We start from the raw sequence: 20938 nt of genomic DNA on the forward strand, positions 1-20938 counted from the left end.
CCGGCCAAGCCGATGCATTTTTTTGGAGACGCGGGAACTCTTTGGCCTTGCCCCGTGTCTTTCATAGTGCGAGAGCATTTCCTCTTCGTTTCACATTGTCTCCATCTAAGGTTGAGCCGCCCCCAAAAGGGCGGCTGCTTTTTTTTCATGACGCTTCCGGGTTGATTTCATTTTTGGCCGGGGGTCTTCGTCATAGCGCCGCGAAGGTGTCGCACGGGAACAGCAGGCTGTTCAGTTTCGGGCAGTCGGCGTGCTGTTTCGCGGCGGGTTTGGGCGCCGGAGGCGTTTCCTCCAGGCCCATCGAGGGAAAGGGCATGATGCCGCTGATGCCGAGCGCCAGCACCAGTGTCGCCATGCAAAAATGCAGGGGGATCGTGGTGTCGCGCCGGATGTCGGCAAACAGGCAGTAGCCATAGGCCGAAACCGCATAGCCGTACAGCAGCGCGGCCGGGCCGGATGCCTGACCGGAAAAGAAAAGCATGGCGACCGCCTGCAGTGCGGCGCCACCGAGAAGCGGAAGCAGGGCCGGGGACAGACGACGCTCTGACATGACCGGATCCTCTCATCGGGAAAATGCCATAAGAGTATAGTGACAGCTTCCGCGTCCAGGGGGAAGCGCGGACGGCCAGCCGACCCGGCACAATCTGTCCGGATGGCTTAAAATGCCGGGTCCCACTGGAATCGATCCCCCATGCAGAATGCACTGACCTTACTGAGTTCCGTTTTCGGCTATCCGGCGTTCCGCGGTGAACAGGAAGCCATTGTCAATCATGTCGCCGGCGGCGGACATGCGCTGGTGCTCATGCCGACCGGCGGCGGCAAATCATTGTGTTATCAGATCCCCGCCCTGATGCGCGATGGCATGGCACTCGTGGTATCTCCCCTGATCGCGCTGATGCAGGATCAGGTCGCCGCCCTGACCGAGCTTGGCGTGGCCGCCGCCTGTCTCAATTCCGCCACCTCTCCGGACGAGGCGAGGGATATCGCCCGCCGCGCGCGCGCAGGCACGCTCGATTTGCTCTATGTGGCGCCGGAGCGCCTGCTCACGCCCCGGTTCCTGGCGTTTCTCGACTCCGTCCCGCTGTCGCTTCTGGCGATTGACGAAGCACATTGCGTCAGCCACTGGGGGCATGATTTTCGTCCCGAGTACCAGCAGCTCGGCATGCTGGCGGAACGTTTTCCGCAGGTGCCGCGCATTGCCCTGACGGCCACCGCCGACCAGCAAACGCGCGAAGATATTCTTCATTACCTGAAACTGTCGGATGCCCGCGTGTTTCTCTCGAGTTTTGACCGGCCCAATCTGTTCTATCAGGTGCTGGAAAAACACAACGCCAAGAAGCAGGTTCTGGCGTTCATCCAGAACGAGCATCCCGGTGCGTCGGGTATCGTGTACTGCCTGTCCCGCAAGCGCGTGGAAGACATGGCGCAATGGCTCGTCGAGAATGGCATCCGCGCCTTGCCCTATCACGCGGGTCTTGGGCACGATGTGCGCGAGCGCAACCAGCGGGACTTCATCCGGGAAGAGGGCGTAGTGATGGTGGCGACGCTGGCGTTCGGCATGGGGATCGACAAGCCCGATGTCCGCTTCGTGGCGCACGTGGACATGCCAAAATCTCCCGAAAACTTCTATCAGGAATCGGGCCGGGCCGGGCGTGACGGCCTGCCGGCCACAAGCTGGATGTGCTACGGGCTCAATGACGTGGTGCAACTGTCCGGCATGATTCAGAATTCGGAAATGGCGGACCTGCAAAAGCAGGTGGAGCTTGGCAAGCTCGATGCCATGCTGGCCTTCTGCGAGACCCCCGGGTGCCGTCGGCAACATATCCTCAAATTCTTCGGGGAAGACAGCGCCCCTTGCGGTCATTGCGACAATTGCCTCCACCCGCCGGTGCTGTATGACGCCACTTTGCCGGTACGCAAACTGCTTTCCTGTATCTATCGTGTCGGCCAGCGCTTCGCCGCCAGCCATGTGGTGGATGTCCTGATGGGCAAAATGACGCCCCTGATGGAAGGCACGCGTCATCATGACCTGCCGACTTTCGGGGTCGGCAAGGAATTCAACCAGCGCCAGTGGCGTTCCGTTATCCGGCAACTGGTGGCGCGCAAGCTGGTCGAGGTCGACCTCGCGCGCGGGCAGTCCCTGGTGCTGACCGCGGGTTGCCGACCCTTGCTCAAGGGCGAGGAACTCATTTACCTGCGGCCGCTCGCCGCTGAAAAGACCGGCGCTCGGCAGGGGCCGGCCGACCGCTGGTTGCGGACGGAACGGGAAGAGCGGCTGTGGCAGGCCCTGCGGCGCTGGCGCAAGGAGCGCGCCGACGAACACAATGTTCCTGCGTATGCGGTGTTTTCGGACAAGACCCTGCGGGAGCTTGTCGAGCGCCGGCCAGCCGATCTTCGCGAATTGGGCCGGATTCATGGTCTGGGCGAACTGAAACTGGCCCGATACGGCGGCGATCTGATGACGTTGCTGAAAGACAGCAGGGAAGAGGGCTGAGATCCCGACGCGTCATGCAATTGGGCTACAATCGTTCGGGTATGCGGAAATACCGTGAATGGGGAGAAGCAACATGGCAGTCAATCTCGTGGTGCCCGACACGCTGTTGCCTGTGCGCGGCGTTCATCTGAGTGTCGCCGAGGCGGGAATCAAGAAAGCGGATCGCAAGGACGTGCTGGTCATCCGGCTGGACAAGGGAAACACCGTGGCGGGTGTGTTCACACAGAACCGCTTTTGCGCGGCGCCCGTGCAAATCTGCAAGGCGCATCTGGACGCCGGTGTGCAGATCCGTGCGTTGGTGATCAATACCGGCAATGCGAATGCCGGTACCGGAGAGGATGGCCGGTCGCGCGCCCTGTCCGTATGCCGGGCTCTTGCGGCTGAACTGGACTGCCAGATCGAGCAGATCCTGCCGTTTTCCACCGGGGTGATTCTGGAGCCGTTGCCCGCCGATAAAATCCTGGCCGCCTTGCCTGTTCGGCGAGAAGCGGGATGGAAAGAGGCCGCCGAGGCGATCATGACCACCGACACGCTGCCCAAGGCTGTCAGCCGCCAGGTGCTCCTGGATGGGGAAACGGCGACGATTACCGGGATCGCCAAGGGCGCGGGCATGATCCATCCCAATATGGCGACCATGCTCGGTTTCATCGCGACCGATGCGCCTATCACCCGGCCGGTGTTGAACCAGTTGGTGCGGGAAGTCGCCGACGTCAGCTTCAATTGCATTTCCGTGGACGGAGACACTTCGACCAACGACAGCTTCATTCTGATGTCCACCGGCGCTGCGGCGACCCCGCTGATCGATTCCTCCGAGCATCCGGCGTACGCCATATTGAAGGCGGCGCTGACCGGGGTGGCCATCGAGCTGGCGCAAGCCATCGTTCGCGATGGCGAGGGCGCGACCAAATTCATCACCGTCAAGGTCGAGGGAGGCCGGTCCGTTGCGGAGTGCAAGGCCGTCGCCTATGCCATAGCCCGTTCGCCGCTGGTCAAGACGGCCTTTTTCGCTTCGGATCCGAATCTGGGGCGCTTGCTGTGCGCGATCGGCTATTCGGAGATGTCGGATCTGGATGTCGACCGGCTCGAGCTTTATCTTGACGACGTGCTGGTGGCGTGCGACGGGGGCCGTCATCCTGCCTACCGCGAAGAAGATGGCCAGCGCGTCATGCGCCAGGACGAGATCACCGTGCGGGTGGTGCTCAACCGCGGAGTCGCCGAGGCGACGGTCTGGACCTGCGATTTCTCCTATGAATATGTGAAGATCAACGCGGATTACCGAAGCTGATCCCTGGTGCTCCGAGGAGGACATCGCGCCCTTCCGGCGGTTTTGCCGGGAGGGCGCGTTGTTTTGTGGCGGGAGGAAATGTGTATACAGGGGGTGTTTTGGGGAAATTTGGGTTAAAAAAGGGGTTGCGGTAAAAAAATCGTGGGAGGGGAGGGGCCGGGCGGGGGATTTTCGTGGTGAGGGGAGGTTTTTTGTGAAAGTTTAAAGTGTTGGATAATCAGTGGGTTGAGTGATAAAACCTGTGAATTGGCGGTTTTTCCGCAAAACGGGAGTTGACGGGTGTGGGTTTGGGGGGTATAGTTCGCTTCCTCTGCTGCAGCGAAGAGCGCGGCGCCGATCTTTAATAATGCGAATAACCGATAGGTGTGAGTGTTTGGCGAAGCCGACACTTGCACGGCAAGACAGAAATGAACCTGGTTTTGTTTCTTTGATCTTGCGTGCCAGAAGTAAAGTTAGCGATTGAACTGAAGAGTTTGATCCTGGCTCAGATTGAACGCTGGCGGCATGCTTTACACATGCAAGTCGAACGGCAGCACAGGAGCTTGCTCCGGGTGGCGAGTGGCGAACGGGTGAGTAATGCGTCGGAACGTGCCGGGTAATGGGGGATAACGCAGCGAAAGTTGTGCTAATACCGCATACGCTCTGAGGAGGAAAGCGGGGGACCTTCGGGCCTCGCGTTATCCGAGCGGCCGACGTCTGATTAGCTAGTTGGGGGGGTAAAGGCCCACCAAGGCGACGATCAGTAGCGGGTCTGAGAGGATGATCCGCCACACTGGGACTGAGACACGGCCCAGACTCCTACGGGAGGCAGCAGTGGGGAATTTTGGACAATGGGGGCAACCCTGATCCAGCCATGCCGCGTGTCTGAAGAAGGCCTTCGGGTTGTAAAGGACTTTTGTCGGGGAGCAAATCCTGCCTGTGAATAGCGGGTGGGGATGAGAGTACCTGAAGAATAAGCACCGGCTAACTACGTGCCAGCAGCCGCGGTAATACGTAGGGTGCAAGCGTTAATCGGAATTACTGGGCGTAAAGCGTGCGCAGGCGGTTGGACAAGCTTGATGTGAAAGCCCCGGGCTTAACCTGGGAACGGCATTGAGGACTGTTCAGCTAGAGTACGTCAGAGGGGGGTAGAATTCCACGTGTAGCAGTGAAATGCGTAGAGATGTGGAGGAATACCGATGGCGAAGGCAGCCCCCTGGGATGATACTGACGCTCATGCACGAAAGCGTGGGGAGCAAACAGGATTAGATACCCTGGTAGTCCACGCCCTAAACGATGTCAATTAGCTGTTGGGGGTTTGAATCCTTGGTAGCGTAGCTAACGCGTGAAATTGACCGCCTGGGGAGTACGGCCGCAAGGTTAAAACTCAAAGGAATTGACGGGGACCCGCACAAGCGGTGGATGATGTGGATTAATTCGATGCAACGCGAAGAACCTTACCTGCTCTTGACATGCCAGGAACGCTGCTGAGAGGCGGCGGTGCCCGAAAGGGAGCCTGGACACAGGTGCTGCATGGCTGTCGTCAGCTCGTGTCGTGAGATGTTGGGTTAAGTCCCGCAACGAGCGCAACCCTTGTCATTAGTTGCCATCATTAAGTTGGGCACTCTAATGAGACTGCCGGTGACAAACCGGAGGAAGGTGGGGATGACGTCAAGTCCTCATGGCCCTTATGAGCAGGGCTTCACACGTCATACAATGGTCGGTACAGAGGGTCGCGAAGCCGCGAGGTGGAGCCAATCTCATAAAGCCGATCGTAGTCCGGATCGCACTCTGCAACTCGAGTGCGTGAAGTCGGAATCGCTAGTAATCGCAGATCAGCATGCTGCGGTGAATACGTTCCCGGGTCTTGTACACACCGCCCGTCACACCATGGGAGTGGGGGATACCAGAAGTGGGTAGGCTAACCGCAAGGAGGCCGCTTACCACGGTATGCTTCATGACTGGGGTGAAGTCGTAACAAGGTAGCCGTAGGGGAACCTGCGGCTGGATCACCTCCTTTCTAGAGAATGGCGACGTCAAGCGCTCACAACCTATCGGTTATTCGGAAGTTGGCAAGTAGAGACTGGGTTTGTAGCTCAGCCGGTTAGAGCACCGTCTTGATAAGGCGGGGGTCGTTGGTTCGAGTCCAACCAGACCCACCAGGACTCTGAAGGGGGGCATAGCTCAGTTGGGAGAGCACCTGCTTTGCAAGCAGGGGGTCGTCGGTTCGATCCCGTCTGCCTCCACCACAGTGCAAATCAAAGAGGATGGGAAGGGATCCGTCGTTTTTGATTTGCGTTGTAGCCAACGCGTTGATCTTTAACAAATTGAGAAGCTGATATGTAAAGTTCACCGATCCGGAGGAATCCGGGTGGGTGCGACTTGGGTAGATGATTGTATCGACGTGACGGTCTTGAAGGGGATCGTGACGTGTCGCGAAACTGGAGTCTGGGTGGTTTAGGCTGTTCAGATGATAGGGTCAAGCGATTAAGTGCATCTGGTGGATGCCTTGGCGATCACAGGCGATGAAGGACGTGCAAGCCTGCGAAAAGCGTGGGGGAGTTGGCAATGGAACATTGATCCCACGATGTCCGAATGGGGAAACCCGGCCCTTAGGGGTCATCCCTTCCTGAATATATAGGGAAGGCGAAGCGAACGCGGAGAACTGAAACATCTAAGTACCCGCAGGAAAAGAAATCAACCGAGATTCCGCCAGTAGTGGCGAGCGAAAGCGGAATAGCCTGTACGAGATAGTCGCGGCGTTAGTGGAAGGCTCTGGAAAGGGCGGCCATAGTGGGTGATAGCCCCGTACACGAAAACGTGGCGATGAGACTAGGCGTACGAGAAGTAGGGCGGGACACGCGAAATCCTGTCTGAAGATGGGGGGACCATCCTCCAAGGCTAAATACTCGTGATCGACCGATAGTGAACCAGTACCGTGAGGGAAAGGCGAAAAGAACCCCGGGAGGGGAGTGAAATAGAACCTGAAACCGGATGCATACAAACAGTGGGAGCCCTTGAAAAATGGGGTGACTGCGTACCTTTTGTATAATGGGTCAGCGACTTACGTTCAGTAGCGAGCTTAACCGAATAGGGGAGGCGTAGGGAAACCGAGTCCGAACAGGGCGACTGAGTTGCTGGGCGTAGACCCGAAACCGAGTGATCTATCCATGGCCAGGATGAAGGTGCGGTAACACGCACTGGAGGTCCGAACCCACTAGTGTTGCAAAACTAGGGGATGAGCTGTGGATAGGGGTGAAAGGCTAAACAAACTCGGAGATAGCTGGTTCTCCCCGAAAACTATTTAGGTAGTGCCTCATGTATCACTTCCGGGGGTAAAGCACTGTTATGGCTAGGGGGTCATTGCGACTTACCAAACCATGGCAAACTCTGAATACCGGAAAGTGCGAGCATGGGAGACAGACGGTGGGTGCTAACGTCCATCGTCAAGAGGGAAACAACCCAGACCGCCAGCTAAGGTCCCAAATGATAAGCTAAGTGGTAAACGAGGTGGGAAGGCACAGACAGCCAGGATGTTGGCTTAGAAGCAGCCATCATTTAAAGAAAGCGTAATAGCTCACTGGTCGAGTCGTCCTGCGCGGAAGATGTAACGGGGCTCAAGCTTATAACCGAAGCTGCGGATGTGACTTAGGTCACGTGGTAGGGGAGCGTTCTGTAGGTCTGTGAAGGTGTCCTGAGAGGGATGCTGGAGATATCAGAAGTGCGAATGCTGACATGAGTAGCGATAAAGCGGGTGAAAAGCCCGCTCGCCGAAAGCCCAAGGTTTCCTACGCAACGTTCATCGGCGTAGGGTGAGTCGGCCCCTAAGGCGAGGCAGAAATGCGTAGTCGATGGGAAACGGGTCAATATTCCCGTACTTTTGCAAGGTGCGATGTGGGGACGGAGAAGGTTAGGTCAGCGGCCTGTTGGAATAGGTCGTTCAAGCTGGTAGACGGGCGTGGCAGGCAAATCCGCCGCGCTGTTAACGTCGAGAGGTGATAACGAGGGTCTACGGACCTGAAGTGACTGATACCCCGCTTCCAGGAAAAGCCACTAAGCTTCAGCCTTGCAAAAACCGTACCGCAAACCGACACAGGTGGGCAGGATGAAAATTCCAAGGCGCTTGAGAGAACTCAGGAGAAGGAACTCGGCAAATTGATACCGTAACTTCGGGAGAAGGTATGCCCCGGTAGATTGTAGAGCCTCGCGCTCGAAGGTCGAAGGGGTCGCAGAGAATCGGTGGCTGCGACTGTTTATCAAAAACACAGCACTGTGCCAACACGAAAGTGGACGTATACGGTGTGACGCCTGCCCGGTGCCGGAAGGTTAAGTGATGGGGTGCAAGCTCTTGATCGAAGCCCCGGTAAACGGCGGCCGTAACTATAACGGTCCTAAGGTAGCGAAATTCCTTGTCGGGTAAGTTCCGACCCGCACGAATGGCGTAACGATGGCCACACTGTCTCCTCCTGAGACTCAGCGAAGTTGAAATGTTTGTGAAGATGCAATCTCCCCGCTGCTAGACGGAAAGACCCCGTGAACCTTTACTGTAGCTTTGCATTGGACTTTGAACAGACTTGTGTAGGATAGGTGGGAGGCTGGGAACTGTGGACGCCAGTTCGCATGGAGCCGCCCTTGAAATACCACCCTGGTGTGTTTGAGGTTCTAACCTTGGTCCGTGATCCGGATTGGGGACAGTGCATGGTAGGCAGTTTGACTGGGGCGGTCTCCTCCCAAAGTGTAACGGAGGAGTTCGAAGGTCACCTAGGTACGGTCGGAAATCGTGCTGATAGTGCAATGGCAAAAGGTGGCTTGACTGCGAGACCGACAAGTCGAGCAGGTGCGAAAGCAGGACATAGTGATCCGGTGGTTCTGAATGGAAGGGCCATCGCTCAACGGATAAAAGGTACTCCGGGGATAACAGGCTGATTCCGCCCAAGAGTTCACATCGACGGCGGAGTTTGGCACCTCGATGTCGGCTCATCACATCCTGGGGCTGTAGCCGGTCCCAAGGGTATGGCTGTTCGCCATTTAAAGTGGTACGTGAGCTGGGTTCAAAACGTCGTGAGACAGTTTGGTCCCTATCTGCAGTGGGCGTTGGAAGTTTGACGGGGGCTGCTCCTAGTACGAGAGGACCGGAGTGGACGAACCTCTGGTGTACCGGTTGTCACGCCAGTGGCATTGCCGGGTAGCTAAGTTTGGAAGAGATAACCGCTGAAAGCATCTAAGCGGGAAACTCGCCTGAAGATGAGACTTCCCTGGAGGCTTGACCTCCCTGAAGAGTCGTTCGAGACCAGGACGTTGATAGGTCGGGTGTGGAAGCGCTGTGAGGCGTTAAGCTAACCGATACTAATGGCTCGTGAGGCTTGATCCTATCATTTGAACAGCTTGGGTGAGCCCAGGCTGGCGACGCGATGCGTCATCGACCCGATACATACTCCCGCGACGCGCGGGCGGCTTCTTGATTTGTTGACAGTTTATGTCTGGCGGCCATAGCGAGGTGGTCCCACGCCTTCCCATCCCGAACAGGACCGTGAAACGCCTTAGCGCCGATGATAGTGCGGTATTCGCCGTGTGAAAGTAGGACACCGCCAGACTCCCCCCTCCAAGCCCTGACCCTACGGTCAGGGCTTTTGCCTTTTGGGCGGCGCCTCCGGCCCAACCTCGCCCCGCGGGCTATTTTCGTTCCATTCTCTGAAACTTTCCTGACACAGTCTTGCCTCATAGTGGTTGGTGCGCCAAAACGCGGCGTAATGCGGGTGCCCTTGCGTGGGCTATACTGACAATGACTTTCATTTGTGCCCGCATTGTCCTACAATCTGGCATTTTGGATTCGCGAAGGAGCAGTCATGTTGTATCCGGAACTCTTCGTTCAACTGGAAAAAGCCCGCTGGAACATGGCTGACGATATTCCCTGGGATAGCTTCGAAGCCGACAAGCTGACGGACGAGCAGGCCCGGACGATCAAGATGAACGCCATCACCGAGTGGGCCGCCCTGCCGGCCACCGAAATGTTTTTGCGCGACAACCGTCACGATTCGGATTTCTCGGCATTCATGTCCATCTGGTTCTACGAGGAGCAGAAACACGCGCTTGTGCTGATGGAGTACCTGCGGCGCTTCCGCCCGGAGCTTGTGCCCACAGAGGAGGAGCTTCACGCGATCCGTTTCGAATTCGACCCCGCTCCGCAACTGGAAACCCTGATGCTGCATTTTTGCGGTGAAGTGCGCCTGACGCAGTGGTACCGCTGCGCGTCCGAATGGCACGACGAACCGGTCATCAAGCACATCTACAAAACCCTCTCGCAAGACGAGGCCCGTCACGGCGGGGCCTATCTGAAATACATGAAGCAGTCCATCGAGCGCTTCGGAAACGAGGCCCGCGCGGCGTTCGCCAAGATCGGCCTGCTGATGGCGTCGTCCTCGCGCAGCAAGAAGCCCCTGCATCCGACCAATTTGCATGTCAACGAATCCCTGTTTCCCAATGACACCATCCAGTCGCGCCTGCCGGATCCCGAATGGCTGGAAGCATGGTTGACCCGCCAGATCAGCTTCGATGATCCTTGGGAAGCGCGCGTGGTGGGTGGTATCCTTCGTAACTTGTCCAATCTCTTCGAGCGGCCGATCGAGACCATTCATGCGCTCAATCGCTACCGCAAGGAACTGTCGGCGAGTCTGAAGGAAAGCAATGTCGTACCCCACCCCGCGGTTTGAAGCAAAAATTTGCCCCCCCGAGCAGCTGGCCGAACGCCTGGCCGGCTTGCCCCGCCCCCTGGTTTTCACGAATGGCTGTTTTGACATTCTTCATCGCGGGCATGTGACCTACCTTGCCCAGGCCCGCGAATTGGGCGCGAGCCTGATCCTGGCGCTGAATACCGATGATTCCGTGCGACGCCTTGGCAAAGGAAACGACCGTCCGGTCAATGCATTGCCCCTGCGTGCCGCGGTGGCCGCCGCGCTGGAGAGCGTGTCACTGGTGACCTGGTTCGACGAGGATACGCCCGCCGGGCTGATTGCCGAGATTTGCCCCGACATCCTTGTCAAGGGAGGGGATTGGCCAGTCGACAAGATCGTCGGCAGCCATGAAACCCTGGCGCGCGGTGGCGAGGTTCATTCGATTCCGTTTCTGCACCAGACTTCGACAACCGAAACCTTGCGCAAGGTTCGCGCGGGCGGTCGGGAGTGAGTCCGCTCGCCTTCGATATCCTCAAATTGCTCGCTGACGGCCGGTTCCACTCCGGCGAAGCGATGGCCGGTCTGTTCGGCTGTTCGCGGACGCTGATATGGCAAGCCGTCAAGGAGATTGGCGAGGAAACGGGAATCGATGTATTCAGTGTCCGGGGGCAAGGCTATCGCCTCGCCGAAGCGTTCGAGATACTGGATGTCACGAAAATCCGCGCCGGCCTTGAGCGCGCCGCCGGCGAAACGCTGACCGTCGCGGTGGCGGATCAGGTGGATTCGACCAACACCCAGTTGATGGCGCGGGCCGCCTCCGGGGGGTTGCACGGACTGGTGCTGGCGGCCGAGGTGCAAACGGCCGGCCGGGGGCGTCTGGGGCGACGCTGGAGCATGCGTCCGGGCTGTGGTCTGACATTTTCCGTTCTGTGGCGGTTCGAACGGACGATGTCCGAACTGTCCGGTCTGTCCCTCGCTGTCGGAGTGGCTCTCGCCCGTAGCCTGCGGCGTGCCGGCGCGGATGTCGGACTCAAGTGGCCCAATGATGTGCTGCTGCAGGACGCCAAGATGGCCGGTATTCTGATCGAGCTGTCCGGCGAGGCGAATGGTCCGGCCTCGGTCGTGATCGGTGTCGGATTGAATCTGACCGCGCCGGGCCCGGTCGACCAGCCGGTGGCCTGTCTCGCGCAGGTCGGTATCCGCCCGTCGCGCAATGCCTTGTTGGCCGCCTTGCTTAACGACCTGCACAATGTGCTGTCGGAATTCGACGGCAAGGGGTTCGATGCCCTGCGCGAAGAGTGGCTGGGGTTCTTCGCTCATCTTGACTGCCCTGTGACGCTCACGTTCTCGCATGGCGAGCCGGTCAACGGCGTGGCGCGGGGGGTGGCCGTGAACGGCGCGCTGCAGGTTGAAACCCTGCGCGGCCTGGAAACCTTTCATGCGGGAGAAGTCTCGGTCAGGAGACTGGCATGAGGCTTTTGATCGATGCAGGTAACAGCCGGATCAAGTGGGGCGTGCATGACGGTAAGGCGTGGGTGGACGGCGGCGTGGCCGAGCACGACGCGATCGGGACGCTCGCGGAGGTCTGGCGGCGCCATGCCATTGGCACGACCCTTGCGGCGAATGTCGCCGGACAGTCGGTGCGCGATGCGATCGAGAGCGTGGCGCCCACTGTGGTCAACTGGATTGGCGCGGAGGCGCGCCGGGACGGAGTGACCAACCACTATCGCCAGGTGGCCGAGCAGGGGGCGGATCGCTGGCTCGCGGTATTGGCGGCCCGGGCCCGCTACGACCAGGATATCGTGGTCGCCTGTGCGGGAACAGCGCTGACCGTGGAGGCCTTGACTGCCGAAGGCGAGTATCTTGGGGGCATCATCCTGCCGGGGTTCCGCTTGATGCTTGGCAGTCTTGCAACAGGTACCGCCCAGTTGGACAGAGCGCCGGGTGAGTATGCGGATTTTCCTCAGGGGACGAGCGATGCGCTGGCCAGCGGGGCGCTGGATGCGATGGCCGGCGCCATCGAACGCATGCGGCGCAAACTGGCTGAGCGGACAGGCCGGGAGCTTCCGCGTGCCATTCTGACCGGCGGGGATGCGCGGCGTGTCGCCGGGATGCTCGCCGGAAAGGTGGATATCGTGGATAATCTCGTTCTGGAAGGAATTTTGAGGGTAGCGAGCGCGCGATGAAATGGTTTGTCGGTCTGATTCTGGTCATGAACCTGCTGGTGGCAGGCTACGGGGCGCTGAAGGTGCGCGCGCCCCAGGATGTCCATGCCCAGGAGGTCAGCCCGGCTATGCTCAAAGTGCTGCCGGAGGGCTGGAAGCCTCCTGTCGAGTCGAGCCTGCCCGTTACCGCTTCGACCCCGGCCGCCTCCGCACCTGTCGTGGCGTCCGCACCGAAAACTTCGGTCTCGTCGGCGCCGTCTGCCGTGGCCCGGCCCGCCGTCGCGGCGTCCAAGCCGGCCGAGGTCAAGGCTTCCACCGCCGCGGCCGCTCAGTGTCGGGAATGGGGGCCGTTGAACAGCGCCTTGCTTGCCAGAGCCAGGGGCGGGCTGCCCGGTCTGCATCTGAAACCCGGGCAGTGGTCGGTGGCCGATGCGCCCGCCGCGACGGGTGCGGGCAAGGGCAAGGTATGGGTCTATTACCCGCCGCTCGCCACGCACGCCGAAACGCAAACCCTGTCTTCCGAGCTGAAGTCCAAGGGCTTTGATAACTATATCGTCGCCGGCGACGATCATAAGGGCGCCGTCTCGCTGGGGTTGTTCGGCAAGGAGGAGGCGGCCAAAGCCATGATGGCCAGGATCCGCGCAGCCGGTTACGACAAAGTCGCCATGGAAGCCCGCGGTGGAAAAGCGGTATCCAGCGTTATCTCGTTCAAGGGGCTGGATGACGCTGCCGCGTCACGCCTGGATGCCCTGCAGCAGCGCCTGACACCGGGCATCCGGCTCAAAACGGTGCCCTGCCAGCCCTGACCCGGTCGATCTCCGGTTTACCGCTCCGCGAACGTCGCTTCCCGGAGCGGTTTGCATTTGCGCTATTGCCAAAGATGGCAGTATTCGGTGTTGCCTTCGTAGTTCGCGCTGACCGAACCGTCTGCATTCAGTTTCTTGACCCAGCCGTTCGGTTTGGACGGTGTCGGTGGGTCTCCGCAATTGGTGTGAACCCAGTGAATGCCAATGCCCGTGGTGTAAGGTTGACCGCATAACTCAAGCCGGTCGTCGACGCGCAATGTGTCGAGCGGCGGCGGAATCCGGCCGCGCGCCTTGTCGTAGCCATCCGCGAAAACATTGTCGATGGCGACATCATAGGTTTGGCCGTCCTGATCCGCCGTGAGCGCCAGGTGCGTGTGCGACAACTCCACGCCTTTGAGCCGAGAACCCGGCTTGAATGTCGGCGCTTTGACGATCGTGCCGGTCAGATAGGTGCCGGCCGCGGCGTCGCAGTCGCTCTGGCCGTCGGCGAATGCCAGGGAAGCCAGACAAGCCATGCACAGTAACATTAGTGTCTTGATCATCGGGTGCCTCGCTGTTCGGGATAAGAAGGGGGTGTCGCTTGGAGCCGTGTTGGCGGAAAACAATGGAGACGGCTTCCGGCCCAAAGTTTGGGGTGGCTTGGTGAGTATAGAAACAGCGCATATAAATGTCGCAGGTGTATTTGTGCTTGTTTGCGCCCGAGGGCTTGCGACAGGACGGCAGACACGGCACACTTCGCACTCCACCCCGAAGGGGGGCGGCAGCCTTAACCCGTCGGCTTGATGATGGACGGGAATCGCTCGCGACTCCATCCGGCGCGGGCGTACTCTCTGACGGAGAGTTTCATGACAGATCTGATCACTGGTGACGGCGCGATTCGCCGTCCTTCCCTTTACGGCTCCTCGATTGAAAATACCTATGCAGGGGTGCTGTCGTTCATGCGGCGTACCTACACGCGCGATCTGACCGGCGCCGATGTCGTGGTGTCGGGGATTCCGCTCGACCTGGCGACCACGTTCCGTTCCGGCGCGCGTCTCGGGCCGCAGGCGATCCGTGCCGCAAGCGTGCAACTTGCCGAATTGAAGCCTTTTCCCTGGGGGTTCGATCCTTTCGACGACCTGGCCGTGATCGATTACGGCGACTGCTGGTTCGATGCGCATAATCCCCTGACCATCAAGCCCGCCATCGTGGAGCACGCCCGAACCATTCTCGCCTCGGGCGCGCGCATGCTCACCTTCGGCGGCGACCATTTCGTCACCTATCCGCTGCTGATCGCGCACGCGGAAAAATACGGCAAACCGCTGTCACTGCTCCATTTCGATGCCCACTGCGACACTTGGCCGGACGACTCTCCGGACAGCCTGAACCATGGCACCATGTTCTACAAGGCGGTCAAGGACGGGTTGATCGATCCGGCGCGCTCCGCCCAGGTCGGCATCCGGACCTGGAACGACGATTTCATGGGAATGAACGTGCTGGACGCGCCGTGGGTTCACGACAATGGCGTGGACGCCACGATCGCCCGCATCAAGAGCGTGATCGGCGACAATCCGGTGTACCTGACCTTCGATATCGACTGTCTGGACCCGGCGTTCGCGCCAGGAACGGGGACCCCGGTGCCGGGCGGATTGTCCAGCGCGCAGGCTCTGAAGATTGTCCGAGGACTTGGCGATCTGAACATCGTCGGCATGGATGTGGTGGAAGTCGCCCCATCGTACGACCAGAGCGAAGTGACGGCGATCGCCGCCGCCCATCTGGCCTGTGACATGCTGTGCCTGATGCGCAACCGCAAGGTGGCGGGCACCCTCTAAGCCGCGTTCACGCGGCCTCTCCGACGGCCAGCGCCGGGCTGCGGGCCCATTCCATGTAGCGCTCGGCGTGGCCGATCGGGGTGAACCCCGCCTTTGCGTAAAAGGGGCGGGCATCGCGCGATACCAGCAGGAAACGCCGCAGTTCCTGCAGGTCGGGATGGGCCATGATGGCTTCCAGGAGCAGACGTCCGGCACCCTTGCCGCGCCAGGTCGCCAGCACAAAAACATCGGACAGGTAGGCGACGGTCGCGTGGTCGGTGACGACGCGCGCGAAACCGATCTGTTGCGATCCCGCGTATACCCCGAAAATCAGCGAGTGGTCGATGGCGCGCTCCAGCGCCGTCCTGGTCATGCCGCGCGCCCAATGGCTGGTTTGCGCGAGGTACTGGTGAATCATGTCGCGATCGAGCCGGCGAGGATCGGAGCTGACGGCGAACCCGGACATCTGGCGTCTCCCACAAATAAAGATTTGCGCGAATTGTGCGCCGGCATCATCACGAAATGATGACAACCGGTGTTTCAATCCGCCGCGAAATCCCGGGGGGGCGGCTCGAGGCGCATCAAATAGGCGGGGTGACCTTCCAGCAAGGTCAGTTGGGCGAATCCGCCGGGTCGGACTTCAAGCAGGTCCGCCGTCGAGCGGCCGATGCCGAGGAGCTCCGCCATCAGCGAGGCAATGGCCTCCCCGCCCGCGACCAGAACCCGGTGGCTTCCGCGGGTTTCGCAGATCCATTCCGAAAAACCGGTCAGTAACAACGTGTCGAACCATTCCGACAGATCCAGGCTGCTGGAGCGGGGGTCGTCGAAACGTTCGTCGACACGCAACGGCACCCCGGCCGCCAGGGCGCGGGCCACAGCGAATTCGCGGCCGACCCTGTCGGTGCCGGTTGCCATCGCGGTGACCGGAGCCAGTTCGACAATTCGCCGCCAACTGGCAAAGAGCGCCGATGCGGCGTCTTCGGGAGTGCCGGGCGCATGCCGAAGAAGTGTCAGCGTATAAGGATTCATCTGGGGCACCCTATTCCAACTGCCGGACGGTGGCAAGTCTTTTGGAGCCGGCGGGTGTGCCCCAGGTAAGACAGCGGGGCGCCCCGGGTTTGACGTGTCCGGCCGCCTTGGCTATTCTCGCCGCCATGGACACAGAAATTCAGTATCTGGAAACCCGGGTGGCGGCGCTCATCGAACGGGTGAGGGAACTCGAGTCCCGCAACGGCCGCTTCGCCGAAGCCCTGTCACAGGCGTTGAAAGACAACGCCGAGCTCAATTACCGGCTGGAAGAGGCCCGCAGCCGGGTGGGCGCCCTGATTTCGCGCCTGCCATGCGACGAGGAGGTGAACTCATGAGCGATGTGGTTCAGGTGGATGTCTCTTTGCTGGGACGCCAGTTCACGATCGGAACGCCCGCTTCCGAGCAGGAGACGCTGCGCGAGGCGGTGCGATTGCTCGAGGACAAGGTGACGACCATCCAGTCTCAGGGCAAGATCGTGGAAACCGACAAGATCGCCATCATGGCGGCCTTGAATATCGCTCATGACCTTCTGCGCACGAAAGTGGGCGAGGGCTTGGAGATTGCCGAGTTTCAACGTAAAATAAGAGCCATGAGCGAAGCCGCCGACGAGGCGCTTCGCGCAAGCCAGCAGACCTTGTTCTGATTCTGGCGGCACCCACAGGTCAGTTTATCCCCTGCGGTGCTCGTGACGGCTCACAATTCCTTTGAACCAATGCGTTCGCTTCGGTTGCGGCAAAAGGTGCGGGAGTGCGCGTCCCTCTGTGGACGCACCCGAAGCACCGGGCAGGCGACCTCCCTGGAAACAGGGTTCAAGCGAATTATGCCCGAACGGCACTCGCGGGGGGCTCCCCCTTCTTGCCCATGAACACACCGGTTGTGTCCCCCGATGACAAAGTGCGATTGCGCAGGGAATTGCGCCGCCGCCGCAAGGCGCTGACGCGCGATGAACGGCGCCGCGCCGAGACCGCGCTCGTTCGGCACGCCATGCGTCTTGTCCGGCGGAACAAACGCATCGGCGCCTATCTCGCCGCCGGCTCCGAGCTCGACCTCGCCCCGCTCATCCGGCGCGCGCGACGTCTCGGTGCCGTGGTCCACCTGCCGGCCATTCCCCGTCAAGGGCGTCGTCTGTGGTTCACCCGCGTTGGCGACGACGCATCGCGCTGGCGGCTTCATCCCCGTTTCGGGATCCGCGAGTACGATGGCCCGCGGTGCCGCGCCGAACGGCTCGATGTCCTGCTCATCCCGTTGCTGGGAGTCGACCGGGATGGCTTCCGGCTGGGACAGGGGGGAGGCTTTTATGATGCCACTTTGGCGTTTCGCCGGCGCCGTGCCCTTGTGCGGCGTCCCCTCCTGATCGGCATTGCGTTCGATTGCCAGTGCGTCGAGCAGGTGCCGAGGGATCCTTGGGATGTCGCGCTCGACGGTGTACTGACCCCGTCCGGCCTGCGGCGTTTCTGAGGCCCGCGTCTTCCGTTAACGGGGGGTGAGCAAGGGTTGCACGAGATGCCAGTGCTCGTCGCTGACCGGCGTGACCGACAGACGGTTCCCTTTGCGCAGCACCTGCATGTCCTCGAGTCCGGGCGTGGCGCGCAGCGTAGCGGTCGGCACGAGACACGATTTCGAGACAAAGCGCACCATGACGGAAACCCAGCGGGGCGATGCCGGATCGGCGGCGGGGTCATGCCACGGACTCGCCGGATCGAACTGGCTGCTGTCGGCGCGGGCGGCGCCGCTGACGACAGCGATACCGGCGATACCCGGCGTGGCGCAACTCGAATGCCAGAACAGCACGAGATCGCCTTCCCGCATCCCGTCCCTCATGAAATTGCGCGCTTGATAATTGCGCACGCCCGTCCATTCGAAATCCCTGTCGGGCTCGGCGGCCAGGTCGTCGATGGACAGATCCTCCGGTTCGGATTTCATCAGCCAGTAGCGCATCGGATGACCCCCTCGCGAGTGTTTGCGGCGTCGCGCCGGAGCGTTATCCGGCGCCGCGGATAATTAATCGGGCCGCCCCCCTTCATCGTCAAGGCGGTCGGCGGCTATAATCGTCTGATTGTTTTCCGGAATCCTACATTCGGCAGATCACCATGCATGAACACTATTCTCCGCGCGAGGTAGAAGCCTCCGCACAGCAATATTGGGAAAAAACCGCCGCATTCAAGGCCGTCGAGGATGCGTCCCGTCCAAAATACTACGCGCTGTCGATGTTTCCCTACCCGTCGGGCAAGCTGCACATGGGGCATGTGCGGAACTACACGATTACCGACGCGCTGGCCCGGTTCATGAGCCTTTCGGGTTACAACGTCCTGCAGCCGATGGGCTGGGACGCTTTCGGCCTGCCCGCTGAAAACGCCGCGATGAAGAACAAGGTCGCGCCCGCCGCCTGGACCTATTCCAATATCGAAGACATGAAGGGGCAGCTCAAGAGCCTGGGGTTCGCGCTGGACTGGGACCGGGAAATCGCCACCTGCAAGCCGGATTACTACCGCTGGGAACAATGGCTGTTCACCCGGCTGTTCAAAAAGGGTGTCATCTACAAGAAGAACGGCGTGGTCAACTGGGATCCGGTGGATCAGACCGTTCTTGCCAACGAGCAGGTCGTGGATGGACGCGGCTGGCGTTCCGGGGCGCTCGTTGAAAAGCGCGAAATCCCGATGTATTACTTCGCTATTACGAAGTACGCCGATGAGTTGCTGGACGACCTCGATACCTTGAGCGGCTGGCCCGAGCAGGTCAAGACCATGCAGCGCAACTGGATCGGCAAGAGCTTCGGCTCCGAAGTCGAATTCCCCTACGATGAGAGCACGATCGGACAGGCCGGCGGACTGAAGGTGTATACCACCCGGCCGGATACGCTGATGGGCGCCACCTATGTTGCGGTCGCCGCCGAGCACCCGCTGGCGGAGCTTGCCGTGCAGCGTCGTCCCGAACTGGCCTCCTTCATCGCCGAATGCAAGAAGGGTGGCGTGTCGGAAGCGGATATCGCCACCCAGGAAAAACGCGGAGTCGATACCGGCCTGACGGTTTTGCACCCGCTGACCGGTGAAGCCTTGCCGGTGTGGATCGCCAATTACGTATTGTGGGGCTATGGCGAGGGCGCGGTCATGGCGGTGCCGGCGCATGACGAGCGCGACTTCGAATTCGCGTCGCGCTACGATCTGCGCAAGCAACAGGTGCTGCGTCTCAAGGACGGCTCCGCGCAGTTCGACCCGGCCCGTTGGCAGGACTGGTATGGCCTGAAGGACGAAACGCTGGAATTGTGCAACTCCGGCAAGTACGACGGTCTTGGCCATGCGGCCGGTTTCGACGCGATCGTGGCCGACCTGGAGGCCGCCGGACGCGGCGCGCGCCGGACGCAGTACCGCCTGCGCGATTGGGGCATTTCCCGTCAGCGCTACTGGGGTTGCCCGATTCCGATCATCCATTGCCCCGATTGCGGCGATGTGCCCGTTCCGGAACAGGATCTGCCCGTTGTTCTGCCGGAAGACGTCGTGCCCGATGGCTCGGGATCGCCGCTGGCGAAAATGCCGGAGTTCTATGAGACCACCTGCCCGTGCTGCGGCAAGGCGGCCCGTCGCGAAACCGACACCATGGACACCTTCGTCGAGTCGAGCTGGTATTACGCGCGTTATGCCAGCCCTCAGTGCGAGACCGCTATGGTCGACAAGGCCGCGGCCGATTACTGGTTGCAGGTCGACCAGTATGTGGGCGGCATCGAGCACGCCATCCTGCACCTGTTGTACGCGCGCTTCTTCCACAAGCTGATGCGCGATGAAGGTCTGGTGTCGTCCGATGAACCGTTCAAGAGCCTGCTCACCCAGGGCATGGTGGTGTGCGAGACGTTCTACCGCGAACGCTCCGATGGCGGTACGGACTGGATCGCGCCGGCCGACATTCTGATCGAACGCGACGGCAAGGGCCGGATCACCGGCGCCACACACCGTGAGGATGGCTTGCCGGTGCTGATCGGTGGTGTGGAAAAGATGTCCAAGTCGAAAAACAACGGTGTGGACCCCTCCGCCTTCATCGAGAAATACGGCGCGGACACGGCTCGTCTGTTCATGATGTTCGCCGCGCCTCCGGATCAGTCGCTCGAGTGGTCGGATGCCGGTGTCGAAGGCGCTTATCGCTTCCTCAAGCGCCTGTGGCGCACCGTATACGATCATCAGGTCAAAGGCGTGGTCGCGCCGTTTGCCGGCGGCGAACCGGGGGCCGCATTGCGCGACCTGCGCTACAAGCTGCATGCGACGATCCAGAAAGTGTCCGATGACTACAGTCGCCGCCAGCAGTTCAATACGGCGATCGCCGCCGTGATGGAACTGCTCAACACACTGGACAAGACCGATACGGATGGCGACGCCGGCCGCGCCGTGGCGCAGGAAACACTGGAGACGGCCGTATTGCTGCTCAATCCGATCGTGCCGCACATCACCGAGGCGCTGTGGGGGATGCTGCGTCCCGGCACGCGCCTGCTTGACCAGTCCTGGCCGAAGATCGACGATGCCGCTCTCGTCAAGAGCGAGATCGAACTGATGGTTCAGGTCAACGGCAAGCTGCGCGGCAGTGTCGTGGTGGCGGCCGACGCGGCCAACGATGCGATCGAAGCGGCGGCGCTGGCCAATGAGAACGTGCAGAAGTTCATGGAAGGCAAACCGGCTCGCAAGGTCATCGTCGTACCGGGCCGTCTCGTCAACATCGTGGTCTGAACAAGGATCG

17 protein-coding genes, 2 tRNA genes, 3 rRNA genes and 1 other RNA gene are annotated in these 20938 nt (G+C 60.5%); 18 read left to right on the plus strand and 5 right to left on the minus strand.

Translation table 11 applies throughout. The features are described from left to right. Positions 1-190: 190 nt before the first annotated feature. Positions 191-550: a hypothetical protein gene (locus tag JNO50_RS01100; RefSeq protein WP_189536914.1), complete on the minus strand. Its 360-nt coding sequence runs from the start codon at positions 548-550 to the stop codon at positions 191-193. A gap of 141 nt (positions 551-691) precedes the next feature. Here JNO50_RS01100 and recQ point away from each other — a divergent pair, with 141 nt between their 5' ends. From recQ to JNO50_RS01160, 12 genes are all read left to right on the plus strand, one after another. Continuing rightward, entirely contained in the window at positions 692-2494 is a 1803-nt protein-coding gene (gene recQ / locus JNO50_RS01105; protein WP_189536911.1) for a DNA helicase RecQ, read from the plus strand. A 73-nt stretch (positions 2495-2567) separates the two neighbouring features. Beyond that, complete coding sequence (gene argJ / locus JNO50_RS01110; protein ID WP_189536909.1) at positions 2568-3779, plus strand: bifunctional glutamate N-acetyltransferase/amino-acid acetyltransferase ArgJ; 1212 nt, start codon at positions 2568-2570, stop codon at positions 3777-3779. 461 nt (positions 3780-4240) lie between these two features. Further along, positions 4241-5778 (plus strand): 16S ribosomal RNA (locus JNO50_RS01115). Between the two features lie 65 nt (positions 5779-5843). After that, positions 5844-5920 (plus strand) — tRNA-Ile (locus JNO50_RS01120). A gap of 11 nt (positions 5921-5931) precedes the next feature. After that, positions 5932-6007 (plus strand) — tRNA-Ala (locus tag JNO50_RS01125). A 228-nt stretch (positions 6008-6235) separates the two neighbouring features. Beyond that, a 23S ribosomal RNA gene (locus JNO50_RS01130) occupies positions 6236-9129 on the plus strand. A 108-nt stretch (positions 9130-9237) separates the two neighbouring features. Continuing rightward, a 5S ribosomal RNA gene (gene rrf, locus JNO50_RS01135) occupies positions 9238-9352 on the plus strand. Together the 16S, 23S and 5S rRNA genes with 2 tRNA genes alongside form the textbook arrangement of a ribosomal RNA operon. A 252-nt stretch (positions 9353-9604) precedes the next feature. Further along, the gene (locus JNO50_RS01140; RefSeq protein ID WP_189533737.1) at positions 9605-10468 is read left to right on the plus strand and encodes a ferritin family protein; all 864 of its coding nucleotides are present in this window, start codon (positions 9605-9607) and stop codon (positions 10466-10468) included. Next, positions 10443-10940, plus strand: a complete 498-nt coding sequence (locus JNO50_RS01145) for an adenylyltransferase/cytidyltransferase family protein (protein ID WP_189533735.1) — start codon at positions 10443-10445, stop codon at positions 10938-10940. Before JNO50_RS01140 ends, JNO50_RS01145 begins: the two co-directional genes overlap by 26 nt. Next, a complete protein-coding gene (locus JNO50_RS01150; RefSeq protein ID WP_189533733.1) occupies positions 10937-11902 on the plus strand; it encodes a biotin--[acetyl-CoA-carboxylase] ligase in 966 nt (321 codons plus the stop codon). Before JNO50_RS01145 ends, JNO50_RS01150 begins: the two co-directional genes overlap by 4 nt. Further along, complete coding sequence (locus tag JNO50_RS01155) at positions 11899-12615, plus strand: type III pantothenate kinase (protein WP_189533731.1); 717 nt, start codon at positions 11899-11901, stop codon at positions 12613-12615. Before JNO50_RS01150 ends, JNO50_RS01155 begins: the two co-directional genes overlap by 4 nt. Further along, positions 12612-13400, plus strand: a complete 789-nt coding sequence (locus tag JNO50_RS01160) for an SPOR domain-containing protein (protein WP_189533729.1) — start codon at positions 12612-12614, stop codon at positions 13398-13400. The genes JNO50_RS01155 and JNO50_RS01160 overlap by 4 nt, the downstream gene beginning before the upstream one ends. Before the next feature lie 62 nt (positions 13401-13462). Here the strand turns inward: JNO50_RS01160 and JNO50_RS01165 are convergent, their stop codons facing one another. Then, positions 13463-13915 carry a hypothetical protein gene (locus tag JNO50_RS01165; protein ID WP_189533727.1) on the minus strand — a complete coding sequence of 151 codons (453 nt, stop codon included), beginning with the start codon at positions 13913-13915 and terminating at the stop codon, positions 13463-13465. A gap of 330 nt (positions 13916-14245) precedes the next feature. On the opposite strand from JNO50_RS01165, the gene speB reads away from it, so the two are divergent. Next, on the plus strand, positions 14246-15211 hold the full coding sequence (speB, locus tag JNO50_RS01170; protein ID WP_189533725.1) for an agmatinase: 966 nt from the start codon (positions 14246-14248) through the stop codon (positions 15209-15211). 7 nt (positions 15212-15218) lie between these two features. On the opposite strand, the gene JNO50_RS01175 is transcribed toward speB, so the two are convergent. Beyond that, positions 15219-15656, minus strand: coding sequence for a GNAT family N-acetyltransferase (locus JNO50_RS01175; protein WP_189533723.1), 438 nt, complete (start codon positions 15654-15656; stop codon positions 15219-15221). A gap of 74 nt (positions 15657-15730) precedes the next feature. After that, positions 15731-16219, minus strand: a complete 489-nt coding sequence (locus JNO50_RS01180) for a histidine phosphatase family protein (protein ID WP_189533721.1) — start codon at positions 16217-16219, stop codon at positions 15731-15733. A 125-nt stretch (positions 16220-16344) separates the two neighbouring features. Between JNO50_RS01180 and JNO50_RS01185 the strand changes: the two genes are divergently transcribed. From JNO50_RS01185 to JNO50_RS01200, 4 genes are all read left to right on the plus strand, one after another. Continuing rightward, on the plus strand, positions 16345-16554 hold the full coding sequence (locus tag JNO50_RS01185; RefSeq protein WP_189533719.1) for a hypothetical protein: 210 nt from the start codon (positions 16345-16347) through the stop codon (positions 16552-16554). After that, positions 16551-16862, plus strand: a complete 312-nt coding sequence (locus tag JNO50_RS01190) for a cell division protein ZapA (RefSeq protein WP_189533717.1) — start codon at positions 16551-16553, stop codon at positions 16860-16862. The genes JNO50_RS01185 and JNO50_RS01190 overlap by 4 nt, the downstream gene beginning before the upstream one ends. Positions 16863-16887: 25 nt before the next feature. After that, positions 16888-17067: non-coding RNA, 6S RNA (gene ssrS, locus JNO50_RS01195), on the plus strand. Positions 17068-17095: 28 nt separating this feature from the next. After that, positions 17096-17677, plus strand: coding sequence for a 5-formyltetrahydrofolate cyclo-ligase (locus tag JNO50_RS01200; RefSeq protein WP_215796448.1), 582 nt, complete (start codon positions 17096-17098; stop codon positions 17675-17677). A gap of 15 nt (positions 17678-17692) precedes the next feature. On the opposite strand, the gene JNO50_RS01205 is transcribed toward JNO50_RS01200, so the two are convergent. Further along, positions 17693-18157 (minus strand): EVE domain-containing protein, encoded by a 465-nt coding sequence (locus JNO50_RS01205; protein WP_189533712.1) that lies wholly within the window; start codon positions 18155-18157, stop codon positions 17693-17695. A gap of 152 nt (positions 18158-18309) precedes the next feature. Between JNO50_RS01205 and leuS the strand changes: the two genes are divergently transcribed. Continuing rightward, positions 18310-20928: a leucine--tRNA ligase gene (leuS, locus tag JNO50_RS01210; protein ID WP_189533710.1), complete on the plus strand. Its 2619-nt coding sequence runs from the start codon at positions 18310-18312 to the stop codon at positions 20926-20928. The last annotated feature ends 10 nt before the right edge of the window (positions 20929-20938 follow it).

Source organism: Paludibacterium paludis (assembly GCF_018802605.1).
Classification (GTDB): Bacteria; Pseudomonadota; Gammaproteobacteria; order Burkholderiales; family Chromobacteriaceae; genus Paludibacterium; species Paludibacterium paludis.

Coding starts and splice junctions, on each gene's coding strand:
- JNO50_RS01160 (WP_189533729.1), top strand. CDS start 12,612: ATGAAATGGTTTGTCGGTCTGATTCTGGTCATGAACCTGCTGGTGGCA.
- JNO50_RS01175 (WP_189533723.1), bottom strand. CDS start 15,656: ATGTCCGGGTTCGCCGTCAGCTCCGATCCTCGCCGGCTCGATCGCGAC.
- JNO50_RS01180 (WP_189533721.1), bottom strand. CDS start 16,219: ATGAATCCTTATACGCTGACACTTCTTCGGCATGCGCCCGGCACTCCC.
- JNO50_RS01100 (WP_189536914.1), bottom strand. CDS start 550: ATGTCAGAGCGTCGTCTGTCCCCGGCCCTGCTTCCGCTTCTCGGTGGC.
- leuS (WP_189533710.1), top strand. CDS start 18,310: ATGCATGAACACTATTCTCCGCGCGAGGTAGAAGCCTCCGCACAGCAA.
- recQ (WP_189536911.1), top strand. CDS start 692: ATGCAGAATGCACTGACCTTACTGAGTTCCGTTTTCGGCTATCCGGCG.
- JNO50_RS01145 (WP_189533735.1), top strand. CDS start 10,443: ATGTCGTACCCCACCCCGCGGTTTGAAGCAAAAATTTGCCCCCCCGAG.
- speB (WP_189533725.1), top strand. CDS start 14,246: ATGACAGATCTGATCACTGGTGACGGCGCGATTCGCCGTCCTTCCCTT.
- JNO50_RS01155 (WP_189533731.1), top strand. CDS start 11,899: ATGAGGCTTTTGATCGATGCAGGTAACAGCCGGATCAAGTGGGGCGTG.
- JNO50_RS01140 (WP_189533737.1), top strand. CDS start 9,605: ATGTTGTATCCGGAACTCTTCGTTCAACTGGAAAAAGCCCGCTGGAAC.
- JNO50_RS01165 (WP_189533727.1), bottom strand. CDS start 13,915: ATGGCTTGTCTGGCTTCCCTGGCATTCGCCGACGGCCAGAGCGACTGC.
- JNO50_RS01185 (WP_189533719.1), top strand. CDS start 16,345: ATGGACACAGAAATTCAGTATCTGGAAACCCGGGTGGCGGCGCTCATC.
- argJ (WP_189536909.1), top strand. CDS start 2,568: ATGGCAGTCAATCTCGTGGTGCCCGACACGCTGTTGCCTGTGCGCGGC.
- JNO50_RS01205 (WP_189533712.1), bottom strand. CDS start 18,157: ATGCGCTACTGGCTGATGAAATCCGAACCGGAGGATCTGTCCATCGAC.
- JNO50_RS01190 (WP_189533717.1), top strand. CDS start 16,551: ATGAGCGATGTGGTTCAGGTGGATGTCTCTTTGCTGGGACGCCAGTTC.